A 16,194-nucleotide genomic window follows, 5' to 3' on the forward strand; every position below is an offset into this window, starting at 1 on the left:
GACCGCTAAGAGTGGCAAATCCTTTGATGCTACGCTTCAGGTCAATGCAGAGAAGAAAGGCATTGAGTTCATCTTTGGAGACAACAAGAGTCTCAAAGAGCGTCAGGAACAGCGACAAGATCGTCAACAAAGCAAGGCTCCTCGCAAGCTTTGTGGTCTAGAGCTGTCAGAGAAGCAACGAGAAGCCTTAGACAACGGTCGCACACTTTACCTCAAAAACATGATCGATAAAGAGGGACAACCCTTCAATGCCTATGTCCGTATGGACAAAGAGCAAAACCGCCCACGCTTCTACAAATGGAACCCTGACAAGAAGCAAGGAACGGGAAAGGTCGAAGCCGTGGCGGAAGAGCACAAGACGCAGGTAGCCGTGAATAATCACGGTAAGACCAACGAAGCTACCAAGCAGGTGAAAGAGCCACTGAAAAAGGGGCAAACAGCGCCCACTGCTGAACAAAAGCAGAAACAGGACGAGAACAAGCAGAAGAAGTCACGAGGACGTAAGATGTAACCCACAATCCTTTCAAAGACTATGACAACATGTATTATTGCTGAGAAACCCTCGGTAGCACGAGATATAGCCCGAATCGTTGGAGCGACAACAAAGCAAGACGGTTATTTAGCAGGAAACGGTTACCTCGTCACGTGGGCTATGGGACACCTCATTACACTTGCCATGCCAGAAGCTTACGGCTATTCTAACTACAAAGCTGAAGAGTTGCCCATCTGCCCCAATCCCTTCCAGCTCATTGTTCGACAAGTGCGTAAGGACAAAGAGTACCACGAAGACCCTGCAGCACTCAAGCAGCTCAAGGCAATAGGCTCCTGCTTTAATCAGGCAGATCGTATTATTGTGGCAACAGATGCCGGAAGAGAAGGTGAGCTCATCTTTCGCTGGATTTACCGACACTTAAACAGTCACAAGCCCTTTGATCGCCTATGGATCTCCTCCCTTACTGACAAAGCTATCCGAGAGGGTCTAGCGAATATCAAGCCCGGGAGTCATTATGACCATCTCTATTACGCAGCCCAAGCACGAGCAGAAGCTGACTGGTTGATGGGAATCAATGCCAGCCGAGCACTCTCCATTGCTTACCGTGGAGGCTACTCACTAGGACGAGTGCAGACTCCAACTTTGGCAATGGTGTGTCATCGCTATATGGAGCATAGAGACTTTACCTCTGTTCCTTATTGGAAGCTCTCTGCGATGATAGAGGACGAGGGCTTATCCATCAAAGCCGTGAGCCTACAGAACTTTGATAACGAAGCTGCTGCCCAAACTGCGCTCACTTCATTACGCAGTATCGGCTCGCTTACGGTCACAGAGGTCACAAGAAAGGTGACGCACACAGCTCCACCCCTCTTGTATGACCTGACCGCTCTGCAAAAGGAGGCTAATGTACGTCACGGCTTCTCAGCAGATAAGACCCTCACCCTCGCACAGTCGCTTTATGAGAAGAAGTTTACTACCTACCCCCGTACGGGTAGCCGATATATCAGTGAAGATGTTTTTGAGGAAGTTCCCGACCTCCTTCGCAAGATTGGCAAACCATTGCCCCAAGAGCTGAATCGCCACTCCGTAGATGACAGCAAAGTTACCGACCACCATGCCATTATCCCCACAGGAGAAACCGCATCGGTATTGTCGGTAGATGAGACCACGCTTTATCAAATGGTCGTTACCCGCTTCGCAGAAGCCTTCTCGGCGCACTCAGAAGAGGAGCGTATGCAGGTACTATTCAAGGATGAGACCAACAGCTATGTCTGGAAAGCGTGCCGTCAAGTCTCTTTGGGTTGGAAATCTGTACAGAGTGCCACTCCTCAAGAGCCTAAAGAGAGCGAGGAGGACGAGCCGATTTTGTCCTCATTGCCCAACTTGACTGAGGGGCAAACGCTAGCCCTGCAACAAGCAGACATAATCGAGCAAAAGAGCAAGCCTAAGCCACTCTATACAGAAGCAACCCTGCTCTCGGCTATGGAGCATGCTGGCAAGGAGGTAGAGGATGTTGCAAGTAAAAAGGCTTTGGCAGAGTGTGGCATAGGCACACCAGCCACACGAGCCAACATCATTGAGACACTCATCCTACGTGACTATATCCGTAGGGAGAAGAAGAGCATAGTTCCAACGGAGAAAGGGTTAGCCGTCTATGAAATCGTTAAGGACAAACGCATTGCCAATGCGGAGATGACCGGAGCATGGGAGGTGGCGCTAGCAGCAATCGAGGCAGGAAGTATGGATGCTGGTAAGTTTGCACAAGGCATCAACTCCTACGTCTCCACCATATGCGAGGAGTTGCTCTCACTCGCACCTGCATCTAGGCAACAAAGGTATCCCACATATCACTGCCCTAAGTGTGGTCGTGAGAGTGTGGGGATTTATGCCAAGGTGGCGAGATGTAAGAATGATGATTGTGATTTCCACATATTCCGTGAAGTATGCGGTACGTATCTCTCCGAAGAGAATATCCGAGACCTCATAACCAAGGGACGTACCCCCATCTTGAAAGGTTTGACGAGCAAGGCTGGTAAGAAGTTCAATGCCCGATTAGTTCTACAAGAGGATAGTTCTACCAAATTTGAGTTCGAGCAAAAGAGAAAGAAGTGATAGCCCGCACAAGCGACTTAGCTCAGTGCCACAACTATCTCTCACGACATTTCTTACTTGTCCTATCGTAGTTAATAGGAAGCCGCTCGGGGAGCCTTTGTGGTTTCTTAGAGGAGAGATGTAGTGCCAATACCCCTTGGCACTGTAGTTCCATAGGGGAGAAACTCGAGTGCCAATAGGGGTTGGCACTACAGTTTCATACGGAGGAAACTCTAGTTTCATAGGGGAGAAACTGCAGTTTCATAGGGAAGAAACTCCAGTGCCAGGCCTATGGGAAACTTTTCCCATGCGGATGAAACTGTGGAGTGACGGGGGGAGCAACATTTCCACTCAGACGAGACTCCACCAATTCACGTGAGGAACAAAAAGATCAAGTAATCGTATTTCCATTCTTGTGGGAGGTGTCCTCAATCCATTTGGTGGGATTGATCTCCTCCCTCCATGGCTAACAACTATCATCAACAAACAGAGTACCTCTATGGCATACAACAAGAAAGCAGTTTTGGCAGCGAATGCAGAAGCAATCCGTGTGGTGCTACGACTAGAAAAAGAGCATCGTCTGGCTACCGAAGCAGAGAAACGCATCTTGCGTGGCTACCAAGGCTTCGGAGGTCTGAAGTGCGTATTGAACCGCACAGATACACCAGCGGACATCCGCTATTGGAGCAAATCGGAGCAAGAACTCTTTGCTCCAACACAACAGCTCAAGCAGATGATCTATCGGGAAGCGGTCGATGCTCACACCGCCAAGCGGTACTGGGAGAGCATCAAGGCGAGTGTGCTCACCTCATTCTATACAGATAGACGTATCGTCTCTGCGATTTCAGATGCTCTGGCAACAAGTGGTGTGACGCTCAAACGATGCCTCGACCCCTCCTCGGGGATGGGTGCTTTTGCCGAAACATTTGCCAAGCAGGTGGGCATTGTTGATGCCTTGGAGAAAGATCTGCTCACGGCTCGTATCAGTCAAGCGTTGCACCCTTATGGCGAGGGCAACATCTTCGTGCGAAATGAACCCTTTGAAGCGATAGCACCCTTAGAAGAGAGGGAGAAGTATGACCTTGTAACTAGCAACATCCCCTTTGGAGACTTTATGGTCTATGACCGTGAGTATAGCAGGGGGAATGATCTCTTCAAAAAGGAGTCAACACGAGCCATTCATAATTACTTCTTCGTAAAGGGCTTGGACTGCACTAGAGAGGGAGGTCTCGTTGCATTTATCACTTCACAAGGCGTACTCGATGCAGCACTAAATGAGCCAATCAGACGCTACCTGATGCAAAACAGCCGACTCATCTCTGCTATCCGTCTGCCATCAGGGATGTTTAGCGAGCAGGCAGGGACTGAGGTCGGAAGCGACTTGATTGTCTTGCAGAAGCAGTCAGGCAAGGAGATTGGCGAGGAGCTGGAGAAGCAGTTTGTTCAGACAGTCGCCGTACCCAAAGGGGATGGTTTTTCTATGGCTTTCAACCATAACTCACTTTTCGAGGGTTCGTGGGATGATGTGGCACCTCGCACCATAGCCACCAGTCGTGAGCTGGGTAGAGACCCTTACGGCAAGCCAACTTGGAAATATCGCTTTGAGGGAACTATGGAGGAAATGGCTGAGAGCCTCCGAATACAGCTCACGCAAGATGTGACAGCACGTTTTGACCGCAAGCTCTATGAGACGGGAATAGCGATGAGCGAGGAGGAGCGACAGAATGAAGCCGAGAAGCAATTGCGTAAGCTGGGCGTAACGGTCGGATTGCCTGGGGTGGAGCCTAAAGTAGACGAAGAGCAAGAAACAGACAACGCTTATGATCTAATGCCTGATAGCATCAAGAGCCAACTCCCCAAGCTATATGACACCGAGAAGCAACTCCTTGGCGACCGCACAGCTTATATCCGATACTTCTTCCCGCTGGGAGCCTATACAGCCTACCTCTTAGAGTACAACCCAGAAGAACGTCTTGGGTTCGGAGCAGTTACCATGGGTTACGGTTGGGAGCTCGGTTATATCTCCTTGGACGAAATGAGAGAGGTCAAGATACATGGCTTGGGGATTGAACGCGACCTTCACTTTTCACCTACAGCACTGCATGAGATAGCCGAGTTAGAAGAGCTTGTCCAAGGACGGTATAGCAAAGAGGTGGTTGTAGAAGCTCCTAGTGTTGTAGTTACAGAGGTAGCACAAACAGAAGACCAGGCGGAAGAAGTCGTGGAGGAGCCCTTTTCAGAGGGAACTCCCATCAACTCCATCGAAAAGAATGAATTGGTAGAACCCATCCAGCAGGAGCAAGCCTCATCAATATTAGAACCAGCACCTGAAGGCGTGCCAGCTCTAACGCTACAGCATCAGTATGAAGCGGATATACGTACAGACCTAGAAGCCCCACGAGAGATGGGCGGACAGATGGTCTACTTTGATGATGACCATCATCCCGTGATGGATACAACTGATGTCGGTCTGGAACACGCGGGTTATTTATTTGCTCCCGAAGAGTACGAACTCTGGACGCAGGAGGTCGCTCGTGTTAACAGGGAAATCAAAGAGGTCAATAAGCAACAGACAGCCTCTAAACCTAAGCAAAGCTCAGTAAAGCGTCCAAGAGCAAGAAGAAGTACCAAGCTCTCCTCAATCGAGCAACCATCTCTATTTGATTTTGCAGAAGTGGAGAGAGAAGTACAGCCAGTTACAGAGGTTAAGAAGTCGTTTGATGCTTCACCTCGTCCATTCCTCTCTTTGCCCGACTCGCATCTACGAGACGGGTCGATCGTGTTGCAAAATGGACAAGTGGGGTATCTCTCCAATCTGAAGCGACAGCCCACCTTTCATCCGATGGACTTACCCTATGAGCGCCTAACCAAGCTCAAAGCGTACATCGAGATCCGAGAGAGTTATCATCGGCTATACGACTACGAAGCGAACAATAGATGTGAGGATAGCGAGGAGCGTATAAAGCTCAATCGGCTCTATGACGACTTCGTCAGTCGCTGGGGGTATCTCAATCAGAAGAGCAATACAGACCTCATCAAGATGGACGCTACTGGGGTCGAGATACTCTTCTTAGAGCGTTCCGATAAGGGGGAATACATCAAGGCAGACATATTTGATCATCCTACCGCCTTTGCCACTACAGAGGTGACAGTAGCTGCCGACCCCACGGAAGCTCTCGTTTCTTCTCTGAATAAGTATGGCTCTGTGGAGCTAGACTATATGAGTTCGCTTCTCCCCGATATGGAGGAGAGTGACATCATCTCAGCCCTAGAGGGACGCATCTACTACAATCCAGAAGTAGATGGTTACGAGGTGGCAGACAAGTTTATCTCAGGCAATGTGATAGAGAAGAGCGAGCAGATTGAGTCGTGGCTACTAGAGCACCCCGATCATGAAGAAGCACAGCAAAGCTTAGCTGCCCTACAGGCTGCCACACCTATACCGATACCCTTTGCTGAGCTTGACTTCAACCTTGGGGAGCGGTGGATACCAGCTAAAGTCTATAGTGCTTTTGCCTCAGAATTCTTTGAGACAGAGATCACCGTCTCCTATCAGAGCACGATGGATGAATATGTTTTGCAATGTGATAGACGCAATGGAAACATTTGGCATAAGTATGCTGTGCAGGGAGAGTTCAGACGCTATGATGGGCTTAATCTCTTAAAGCATGCGCTACACAATACCATCCCCGATATCAATAAGAATAAAGAGGTACGAGATCTAGAGACAGGCGAGACGAAAACGATCAAAGTGCGTGATGGGCATGCGATACAGATGGCTAATGCTAAGATAGAGGAGATACGTCAGGGCTTTGTAGATTGGCTAGGTAGAACGCCAGAGAGCTTTAAGCAACAACTATCCGACAGATATAATAAGCTATTCAACTGCTTCGTGCGTCCCAACTTTGACGGTGCGCATCAATCCTTTCCCGATCTAAATCTGAAAGGACTCGGGATCTCTGACCTCTATAAGAGTCAGAAGGATGCCGTATGGATGCTCAAAACCAATGGCGGGGGTATTTGTGACCATGAGGTAGGGGCTGGTAAGACCCTCATCATGTGTACGGCAGCCTATGAGATGAAACGCTTGGGCTTAGCAAACAAGCCGATGATTATCGGACTAAAGGCAAATGTCTTCGACATTGCCGACACTTTTAGAAAGGCTTATCCCAATGCTAGAGTGCTTTATCCGGGTAAGAACGACTTCAATAAGCAAAACCGCCAACGCATCTTTAACGACATCAAGAACAACGATTGGGATTGCATCATATTGACCCATGAGCAGTTTGGGATGATACCTCAAGCTTTAGAGATACAAGAGGCAATCTTGCAAAAGGAGAAAGACTCTATAGAGGAAAACCTAGAAGTCCTTCGTCAGCAAGGTGCAGACATTTCTCGAGCTATGCTCAAGGGGCTGGAGAAGCGAAAGCAGACCCTAGAAGCCAAACTACAAGGCATTCAAGATAGTATTGCCGAGCGTAAGGATGATGCAGTGGACTTCAAAATGATGGGCATCGATCACCTCTTTGTGGACGAGAGTCATCAGTTTAAGAATCTGATGTTCAACACTCGCCACGACCGAGTCTCTGGCTTAGGTAACCCAGAAGGGTCACAGCGTGCACTCAATATGCTTTTTGCCATACGTACTATTCAGGAGCGGTCGGGGAAAGACTTAGGAGCTACTTTTCTCAGTGGCACGACCATCAGCAACTCACTCACAGAGCTCTATCTGCTCTTCAAGTACCTACGTCCTCAAGCACTCGAAAAGCAAGGCATCAATAGCTTTGATGCTTGGGCTGCGGTTTTTGCGAAGAAATCTACCGACTACGAGTTCTCCATCACCAATGACATCATACAGAAGGAACGCTTCAGAACCTTTATTAAAGTGCCAGAGCTGGCAGCCTTCTATGCGGAGATTTGTGACTATCGTACCGCTAAGGATATCGGCATCGACCGCCCAGAGAAGAACGAGATATTGCATAACATACCGCCCACACCCGAGCAAGAAGAGTTTATCGGCAAGTTGATGGAGTTCGCCAAGACGGGAGATGCAACCCTTTTAGGACGAGAGGAGCTATCGGAAAAGGAAGAGAAAGCCAAGATGCTGATCGCAACGGACTATGCCCGCAAAAGGTTCAAGAAACTTGTATCTTTCAGATAATCAATAGAGCAGGAAAGAGTGTAGGGCAAAAGGGTTACGAGTTGGAAACGAGCAAGTTTCTTTTCCTATCTTCATTCTGCAGTGCTTCAAAGAACTCTCTATTTAATATCTGCAAAGATATAAAATCTACTCAAGATGGTATGCTAGATTTCGAGTTCATAGATTCAAATTTCACTGCATAAAAAGGGTAAAACTATGAACGTCAAGTGCGATTTCCAGTAGTAAGCGCAAAACGAAGCGTACAAAAGTACCCTCCCTTGGAGGTAGTTCCAGAGGTGGGTCAAAAGATTTAAATGGAATGAGCTAACTCCCTACGAAGTTTTTTCCCTACATTTGTAACTGTGTTGCACTTGACACTGGAAGGTGCCGAGGCAAGAGCGGGTTGCTTAACATTTTGCCATGTCACAAATATGAACTATATTTGTGACATGGGAAAGCAATTAAAAAGTACACATCAGCTTATCAAAGAGGCTGTTATTGATTCTGGAGAAGGGTCGATACTTTACCCTAACCAGTTTGCTCCTTGTGGCGATAGCACCGCTATAAGACAGGTGCTTAGTCGCATGACCAAAGAGGGTTATCTTGTGAGGTTGGCTCATGGGCTCTATTATTATCCTAAGGTGGACACCAAGTGGGGGACTGGTATTATTTATCCTTCCATTGAAGAGGTGGCTAGGATAATTGAAGAAAGGGACAAAATCACACTTATACCCTCTGGCACTTATGTCCTAAATAAATTAGGTCTTTCAACTCAAATCCCAATGAATGTAGTGTACATCACTAATGGATCACCACGAACAATAAAGCTGGGAAAGGGTCGAGGCATTCAGCTGAAAAGGTCTAATGATATGAACAATTTTGCATACACCTCAGAGTTGGTACGTATGCTTGTTTTTGCCTTAAGAGAGATTGGGCAAGGTAATCTAACGGAGGTGCATAAGAGCATTCTAAAAAAACATCTCCGCTCAATTTCAGAGGAAGAATATAAGAGGGATATTCACTTGGCTCCACAATGGATACAAGATGAACTAAACAGACTGAGAGAACAATGATATTTACAGACTTATCAAAAGAGGAGCAAAGAGAAGTACTGGAAATTGTCAGGCCACGAATTGGTGATATCCCTCTTAGTGTAATAGAGAAAGACTGGTGGGTAACTATGGTACTTCGAGCCCTATTTTCCTTACACTATGCGGATCAGCTCTCTTTCAAGGGTGGTACTTCACTCAGTAAGTGTTGGAATCTGATTAAACGCTTTTCCGAAGATATTGATATTGCAATTAATCGTGAGTATTTAGGGTTTGCTGGTCAGCTCTCTAAAACACAGATAAGTGACAAGCTAAGAAGAGCCTCATGCTCTTTTACAAGAGAAATGCTAAAGACTGATTTGGAGAAAGCGTTAGCAAGTCTATCAATTGACCCTTCGCTTTTTGAAGTAAGTGTCAATGTTACTTCTATTTCCACTACAGATCCAGAGGTGATAGAGGTTGCATATGAGTCGCTTTTTTCCGAGGAGACTGATTATCTCAAACCTGTCGTTAAAATAGAAGTAAGCGGACGCTCTATGTCGGAGCCTTTAGAAAGTGTAATGACTAATTCTTGGATTGAGCAGTATATGCCTAATACACCATTTGTGCAAAAGGAGTTTAAGGTCTTAGCTGTCAGTCCTGAACGAACATTTATAGAGAAACTTTGTCTGCTACACGAAGAGTTCGCAAAAAAGGAGTTTTCCTCAATCAGATCCGAAAGAATGAGCAGGCACCTATACGATGTCTACAAGATTTCTAAGACAGAAATCGCCACAAGAGCCTTAAGTGATCCAACGTTATACGCCTCAATAGTGCAGCATCGTAGTATGTTTATAGGACTGAAAGGTTTTGACTACCGAACGCTTGCTCCACAGAAGTTATCTATTGTACCACCGAAAGAAGTTCTTGATGAGTGGAGATCAGATTACGTCGCCATGTCTCAAGATATGATTTACGAAGAGACACCAAGCTTTGATAGTCTCTTGAATGAAATAACTGAACTAAATAAGAGCATAAATAAAATTGCTTGGACATTATCTTTATAGCTTTCCATATACTTACCTATTTATCCAGACTATAGTTTACCGTACCCTTTAGCCCTTATATTGAGAATGTGTGCTTCGCAAAAAAACTAGGCTATAAAACTCCCTATGAAGTTTTTTTCCTACCTTTGTAACTGCGTTGCACTTGACACTGGAATGTGCGACCTCGAAAAAAACTAGGCTATAAAACTCCCTATGAAGTTTTTTTCCTACATTTGTAACTGTGTTGCACTTGACACTGGAATGTGCGAAAGTTAAAAAATCCTCCCACTTTTGTTAGATATATTTTTTTGTGTAATTTTGTAATCGTTATGCGGCAGTAATAATATACATATTAATACGAGTTAGTAATCCTGTAGTTCTCATATGCTACGAGGAGGTATTAAAAGGTGCGTTTCGACAATGCATCTACTGTAGTATATTATTGCTTAATCCAAATGAATATTATAAATTTAGGAATTCTTGCTCACATTGATGCAGGAAAAACTTCCGTAACCGAGAATCTGCTGTTTGCCAGTGGAGCAACGGAAAAGTGCGGCCGTGTGGATAATGGTGACACCATAACGGACTCTATGGATATAGAGAAACGTAGAGGAATTACTGTCCGGGCTTCTACGACATCTATTATCTGGAATGGAGTGAAATGCAATATCATTGACACTCCGGGACACATGGATTTTATTGCGGAAGTGGAGCGGACATTCAAAATGCTTGATGGAGCAGTCCTCATCTTATCCGCAAAGGAAGGCATACAAGCGCAGACAAAGTTGCTGTTCAGTACTTTACAAAAGCTGCAAATCCCGACAATTATATTTATCAATAAGATTGACCGTGCCGGTGTGAATTTGGAGCGTTTGTATATGGATATAAAAACAAATCTGTCGCAAGATGTCCTGTTTATGCAAACTGTTGTCGATGGATCGGTTTATCCGGTTTGCTCCCAAACATATATAAAGGAAGAATACAAAGAATTTGTATGCAACCATGACGACGATATATTAGAACGATATTTGGCGGATAGCGAAATTTCACCGGCTGATTATTGGAATACGATAATCGCTCTTGTGGCAAAAGCCAAAGTCTATCCGGTGCTACATGGATCAGCAATGTTCAATATCGGTATCAATGAGTTGTTGGACGCCATTTCTTCTTTTATACTTCCTCCGGCATCAGTCTCAAACAGACTTTCAGCTTATCTCTATAAGATAGAGCATGACCCCAAAGGGCATAAAAGAAGTTTTCTTAAAATAATTGACGGAAGTCTGAGACTTCGAGACGTTGTAAGAATCAACGATTCGGAAAAATTCATCAAGATTAAAAATCTAAAGACTATTTATCAGGGCAGAGAGATAAATGTTGATGAAGTGGGTGCCAATGATATCGCGATTGTAGAAGATATAGAAGATTTTCGAATCGGAGATTATTTAGGTGCTAAACCTTGTTTGATTCAAGGATTATCTCATCAGCATCCCGCTCTCAAATCCTCCGTCCGGCCAAATAAGCCCGAAGAGAGAAGCAAGGTGATATCCGCTCTGAATACATTGTGGATTGAAGACCCGTCTTTGTCCTTTTCCATAAACTCATATAGTGATGAATTGGAAATCTCGTTATATGGTTTGACCCAAAAGGAAATCATACAGACATTGCTGGAAGAACGATTTTCCGTAAAGGTCCATTTTGATGAGATCAAGACTATCTACAAAGAACGACCTATAAAAAAGGTCAATAAGATTATTCAGATCGAAGTACCACCCAACCCTTACTGGGCCACAATAGGGCTGACTCTTGAACCCCTACCGTTAGGGGCAGGGTTGCAAATCGAAAGTGACATCTCCTATGGTTATCTGAACCATTCTTTTCAAAATGCCGTTTTTGAAGGGATTCGTATGTCTTGCCAATCTGGTTTACATGGATGGGAAGTGACAGATCTGAAAGTAACTTTTACTCAAGCCGAGTATTATAGCCCGGTAAGTACACCTGCTGATTTCAGACAGCTGACCCCTTATGTCTTCAGGCTGGCTTTGCAACAGTCAGGTGTGGACATTCTCGAACCGATGCTCTGTTTTGAGTTGCAGATACCCCAAGTAGCGAGTTCCAAAGCTATTACAGATTTGCAAAAACTGATGTCTGAGATTGAAGACATCAGTTGTAATAATGAGTGGTGTCATATTAAAGGGAAAGTTCCATTAAATACAAGTAAAGACTATGCCTCAGAAGTAAGTTCGTACACTAAGGGCTTAGGCATTTTTATGGTTAAGCCATGTGGGTATCAAATAACAAAAGACGGTTATTCTGATAATATCCGCATGAACGAAAAAGATAAACTTTTATTCATGTTCCAAAAATCAATGTCATTAAAATAATGGAGCGGTCAGGAAATTTCTATAAGGCAATACGGTTGGGATATATACTTATCTCCATTCTTATCGGATGTATGGCATATAATAGCCTCTATGAATGGCAGGAGATAGAAGCATTAGAACTTGGCAATAAAAAAATAGGTTCATCCGAGATTTTGTGTGATACCTAACAGCGGGATAAGAAAGAAGCTGGCTCTATCTTTAGTACCTTTGAAAAAGTTAACTAATACTATTCTTAGTACTTATGATAGAAACCAGCTTCTTTCTTATTCACCTTCTTGAAGTTGTAGCCGAGCGCACCCCCGAGGTTCTCCGTTGCTGAAATCTTAGCAATCATTACTTGCGGTAATCAATGGTCAGAGAGATAGCCTGCTCCTGTAATGCAATGATCTGAGCTGATAGTTGCTCCAGCTTCTCAAGCAGTATCTGAGCAGTCTTCACGCTATGATAGCTGTTGATGGCACGTACAGCTTGATTATACAGCACACCTATCTTATGTATCTGGGCAGTCAATTCGGAGAGTTTACGATAGTACTCCACAGCAGACTTATCTACCGTTATCACCTTGAAATGCTCCCCCAATATCCTTGCCCGCACAAAGTCGGACTTCGTTTCCGCCCCTGACTTATGGAACAACTCAATCGCCCGTTGCTGGTCTTTCGGGTCAGGCAAGCGTACGTGCCAGTTGTCCCAGCGAGGCTTATTCAGCTCTTTTCGCTTACGATCTCTTTCTGTCTGCTCGTTCATCTGTTGTTTCTTCTGTTAATTACGACTTTGGAGTAATTCATCTCCCCTTCGGGGCAAGGGTCTTTGTGTTACAAACTGCGGTTTGTGTTACAAAGACACACCTTGCCAATATCAAGAATTGATGCCACCCACTTAGGGGCGATTGGAAATTAGCTTTTGACTTTCTGAGCTAAGTTTTGAGTCTGGTTAAGACTTGACTCAGTTTTGACTTGGCTCAGTTTTGACTCAACTCAAAATTGACTTAGCTCAAGAGTTAGGTTTTGACTCAACTCAATTTTGACTTTGGTCAATTTTGACCTGAGTCAAAATCCACTTCTTGACCATACCAAATCTTGACTTACCCAACTCTTAACCGAAATCTCCTATGGCTTACTTATTTGACCGTAGGTAATTGTAAGCTCAGATTAAACGCTGAAAACTCACCGATGAAGTCAACAATCCCCAAAGAGGGAAAAGCACGCACACCGATGGAAGAATTGACACTCACCGAGAGATTGTATGCTCTTGACGTCAGCGTTACCGAGTTCAAATGAGTATCCGCTAAACCATATCTCAACTCACTTCTTTTACCCCGCTGTCCAATTACTTATTTCTCTTATATATAGGATTATAGTGCCTTTCAAGCATAGCTTGTATGTCGCTCTGTTTATAGAGTATCTTGCCACCAATTTTGTGATAAGCTATTGTTCCACTGTCTCGGTACTCTTGGAGCGTGCGACTGCTCAGACGTAACAGCTTGCAGACTTCCTCACTTGTAAGGTAAACCTCTCCGCCCAACATAGGACGTGCAGTAGCGCAATAACGCTCCAGCTTCTTCAAGACACCCTCCATAAGTTGTGCAAACATCTGCATTTGCGGGTCTTGTTGTGTAATGATTTCGTTCTCTGACATAGTTCATTAGGTGCTTGGGTTCAGTCTTTCTGAGCATTCAGTATCTCAGTGATGTCGCTCTCTTTATAGTAGCACTTATGCCCGACCATAGAGAACGGGATTTTACCCGTATCCCGATAGTGTTGCAGGGTTCGCTTGCTGATACCGAGCCTACGGCATACGGCTTCATTGTCGAGCCATTCCTCCGTTTCGGGAGAACACCCGATAAGCCGTTCAATACGGTGGATAAAGTCTGCAAAGGAGGAGCAGTGCTGCTCCCATGCCTTGCGATCGATGATGATAAGTTTCATTGCATAGTTGTTGATTACGTTATTCATACTAGGCAAACGAGCAGTTTTTCTGTCGATTGCCCTTATTGTCGGATGCAAAAGTAACCCCTCTAAAGCGGAAAAAGAAAGAGTAAGGAAGAATACGGAAATAGTTAGGACACAAGGGAAATGGCGAACACAAAAGTTTAGGCTATTGCGGTAATGAGATGAGGTGCTGGTTCGTTCCGTACTAGCGAAAATAAAATCAGGTCACTCTCGAGTGTTCGATTGCTTTGACATCTCTCTATCAATTAACAGAGTGAGAGCACACTCTTTGGCTTATGTGATTGATGGAGTATTTGTTTTGTCGCTTCTTGCGTCCAAAGAGCCTGAGTATGCCGTATTCGTTCGGGCTTATTCTTTTGGCGGTTAGCCTATTGCTGCAAGGTTGGAGCGAAAAATACGACCGCACTAACAATCAAATTATTGCAAGTATGATAATAGCAAAGTACAGAGAAAAGCCCTGCGGTGGAGATTTTTCACTCCATCCGCAGGACTTGACCTTGCAAGCAATCAAGGCAACCGCCATACCTTTGCCCGACCGAATACGGCTTCAGGTCTTTGAGGAAAGTTCACCTATAAAGGTTCAGATTGCGTTTTGTCTTGCTGTGCTATTGACTCACAATAACCCTCAAAGGCAGAATGCTCTCTGTCAGTGAGTGCAGTCATATCCTCTTGTATCTTGTGATCGGTTATCTTTCCGTAGATTTGTGTTGTGCCAATATTGCTGTGTCCGAGCATCTTGCTGAGCGTTTCCATTGAAATACCATTGGAAAGACAAATCGTGGTCGAGAATGTGTGACGAGCCATGTGAAAGGTCAAGCCTTTCTCTATTCGGCATATCTGACCAATGTTCACACAAGCTAAAGACGCCTTGCGGGTGGTTAGGTTAGGGAATATCAAGTCGTCTACTTTCCTGTCTTTGATATAGAGTGAAAGGATTTGCTTGGCAATAGGCAAAAGTGGAATGATAGCTTCTACGTCCGTTTTCTGCCTTTTGATACGGATTTCCTCCGTGCCGTCTGCATTACGGATGATATGCTTTAGCCTGAGCCGTTGCATGTCCACACGTGCTAGACCAGTAAAGGCACAGAAAAGAAAGAGCTGCCTTGCCCGTTCGAACTGCCTGTCAATGATGGGTGTTTGCAAAACCCGCTGCAACTCCTCCGTAGTGAGATAACGCCGTGTGCGATGTGGCAGTTCTGCCTTATAGTCCACAAACGGATCGATACGGATATACTTCTTCTGCTGACCTATGCCGATAAGCTTTCTTAGGAAAATGACCACAATCTGAATAGTGGCAAGGGAAAGGTTACGCTCAGATTTGAGATAGAAGTCCATTCCCTCGATAAAGCCGTAGTCCAACAATGAGTAGCGAATATCCTCCAGTCCCAATCGTTCACGCAGATAAGCCTCTATGAGTTGTGTGGCATAGATGTAGTTGGCAAAGGTCGGCTTGGCAACCGTTACCCCCACACAGGGACGCTTTTCTTCAATAAAAAGTCGGGCTTCCTCCAAAAGAAATCCTTTGGGCTTGTCCTCTTCTATGAGTTCACATTTCAGTAGCTCGGCTGTGATATAGCCACGCTGCCATACTAATTCTTGATACTTCGCTTTGGCTTGTTCCTCTTTGGCTTGGAGATAGCGGTTGATTTCCTTTATCTCTTCGCCCGTACCCTTGCATCTTCCCTTACGACTATCCCAAAGTTCGGGAGCAATCTCCTTGCCCGTACTGTATTGCACCTGATTCCCGTCTATAGTGATGCGTCCCATAATCGGACATTTGCCGTTCTTCTTCTCTTTGGACCGATTGATATAGAATAGTGTTTTGAATGTACTTCGTGCCATAATATCAAAGCTTCAAGGTGAATGTATCTTGTATGCGTTGCTGCACATTTTGCATCTCTCGATGGATTCTCTCGGAGGAAACAGCAGCATATACTTGTGTTGTTCTCAGGTTGGTGTGCCCGAGCATACGGCTCACCGTTTCAATAGGCACTCCTGCTGAGAGCGTGATGAGCGATGCAAAGGTGTGGCGAGCCATGTGAAAGGTTAGCGGGCTTTCCATACCG

10 protein-coding genes and 2 pseudogenes are annotated in these 16,194 nt (G+C 45.2%); 7 read left to right on the plus strand and 5 right to left on the minus strand.

Annotated features, from left to right (window positions below; translation table 11 throughout):
• The 7 genes and pseudogenes from L215_RS0103540 to L215_RS09775 all read left to right on the plus strand — a co-directional run.
• A partial coding sequence (locus L215_RS0103540) for a DUF3945 domain-containing protein (RefSeq protein ID WP_027451350.1) occupies window positions 1–511 on the plus strand: 511 nt, incomplete at its 5' end.
• Window positions 512–532: 21 nt separating this feature from the next.
• Window positions 533–2,605: a type IA DNA topoisomerase gene (gene topB, locus L215_RS0103545; RefSeq protein WP_025883495.1), complete on the plus strand. Its 2,073-nt coding sequence runs from the start codon at window positions 533–535 to the stop codon at window positions 2,603–2,605.
• Between the two features lie 478 nt (window positions 2,606–3,083).
• Window positions 3,084–7,715: pseudogene (locus L215_RS0103550) on the plus strand (DUF2958 domain-containing protein); the annotation flags it as partial.
• A 440-nt stretch (window positions 7,716–8,155) separates the two neighbouring features.
• Window positions 8,156–8,797: a DUF6088 family protein gene (locus L215_RS0103555; RefSeq protein WP_232501423.1), complete on the plus strand. Its 642-nt coding sequence runs from the start codon at window positions 8,156–8,158 to the stop codon at window positions 8,795–8,797.
• Window positions 8,794–9,819, plus strand: a complete 1,026-nt coding sequence (locus L215_RS0103560; protein ID WP_007441848.1) for a nucleotidyl transferase AbiEii/AbiGii toxin family protein — start codon at window positions 8,794–8,796, stop codon at window positions 9,817–9,819. The genes L215_RS0103555 and L215_RS0103560 overlap by 4 nt, the downstream gene beginning before the upstream one ends.
• Window positions 9,820–10,253: 434 nt before the next feature.
• On the plus strand, window positions 10,254–12,179 hold the full coding sequence (tet(Q), locus tag L215_RS0103565; RefSeq protein WP_004291466.1) for a tetracycline resistance ribosomal protection protein Tet(Q): 1,926 nt from the start codon (window positions 10,254–10,256) through the stop codon (window positions 12,177–12,179).
• Window positions 12,179–12,316 (plus strand): annotated as a pseudogene (locus L215_RS09775) (two component system sensor kinase); the annotation flags it as partial. The gene tet(Q) and the pseudogene L215_RS09775, both read left to right, overlap by 1 nt.
• A 196-nt stretch (window positions 12,317–12,512) precedes the next feature.
• Here L215_RS09775 and L215_RS0103575 read toward each other — a convergent pair.
• From L215_RS0103575 to L215_RS09780, 5 genes are all read right to left on the minus strand, one after another.
• Window positions 12,513–12,923 carry a plasmid mobilization protein gene (locus L215_RS0103575; protein ID WP_025883492.1) on the minus strand — a complete coding sequence of 137 codons (411 nt, stop codon included), beginning with the start codon at window positions 12,921–12,923 and terminating at the stop codon, window positions 12,513–12,515.
• A gap of 582 nt (window positions 12,924–13,505) precedes the next feature.
• Window positions 13,506–13,814, minus strand: a complete 309-nt coding sequence (locus L215_RS0103580) for a helix-turn-helix domain-containing protein (RefSeq protein WP_025883491.1) — start codon at window positions 13,812–13,814, stop codon at window positions 13,506–13,508.
• Window positions 13,815–13,834: 20 nt separating this feature from the next.
• Window positions 13,835–14,104 carry a helix-turn-helix domain-containing protein gene (locus L215_RS0103585; protein WP_027451351.1) on the minus strand — a complete coding sequence of 90 codons (270 nt, stop codon included), beginning with the start codon at window positions 14,102–14,104 and terminating at the stop codon, window positions 13,835–13,837.
• A gap of 594 nt (window positions 14,105–14,698) precedes the next feature.
• On the minus strand, window positions 14,699–15,970 hold the full coding sequence (locus L215_RS0103590; protein WP_027451352.1) for a site-specific integrase: 1,272 nt from the start codon (window positions 15,968–15,970) through the stop codon (window positions 14,699–14,701).
• A gap of 4 nt (window positions 15,971–15,974) precedes the next feature.
• Window positions 15,975–16,194: tyrosine-type recombinase/integrase (locus L215_RS09780; RefSeq protein ID WP_027451353.1), on the minus strand; the 220-nt coding region annotated here is incomplete at its 5' end.

It is taken from the genome of Porphyromonas uenonis DSM 23387 = JCM 13868 (assembly GCF_000482365.1).
In the GTDB taxonomy this organism is placed as follows: domain Bacteria; phylum Bacteroidota; class Bacteroidia; order Bacteroidales; family Porphyromonadaceae; genus Porphyromonas; species Porphyromonas uenonis.

Excerpts from the sequence above, each read along its gene's own strand:
- L215_RS0103580 (WP_025883491.1), bottom strand. The coding sequence starts at position 13,814 with ATGTCAGAGAACGAAATCATTACACAACAAGACCCGCAAATGCAGATG.
- L215_RS0103560 (WP_007441848.1), top strand. The coding sequence starts at position 8,794 with ATGATATTTACAGACTTATCAAAAGAGGAGCAAAGAGAAGTACTGGAA.
- L215_RS0103585 (WP_027451351.1), bottom strand. The coding sequence starts at position 14,104 with ATGAAACTTATCATCATCGATCGCAAGGCATGGGAGCAGCACTGCTCC.
- L215_RS0103590 (WP_027451352.1), bottom strand. The coding sequence starts at position 15,970 with ATGGCACGAAGTACATTCAAAACACTATTCTATATCAATCGGTCCAAA.
- topB (WP_025883495.1), top strand. The coding sequence starts at position 533 with ATGACAACATGTATTATTGCTGAGAAACCCTCGGTAGCACGAGATATA.
- L215_RS0103575 (WP_025883492.1), bottom strand. The coding sequence starts at position 12,923 with ATGAACGAGCAGACAGAAAGAGATCGTAAGCGAAAAGAGCTGAATAAG.
- L215_RS0103555 (WP_232501423.1), top strand. The coding sequence starts at position 8,156 with ATGAACTATATTTGTGACATGGGAAAGCAATTAAAAAGTACACATCAG.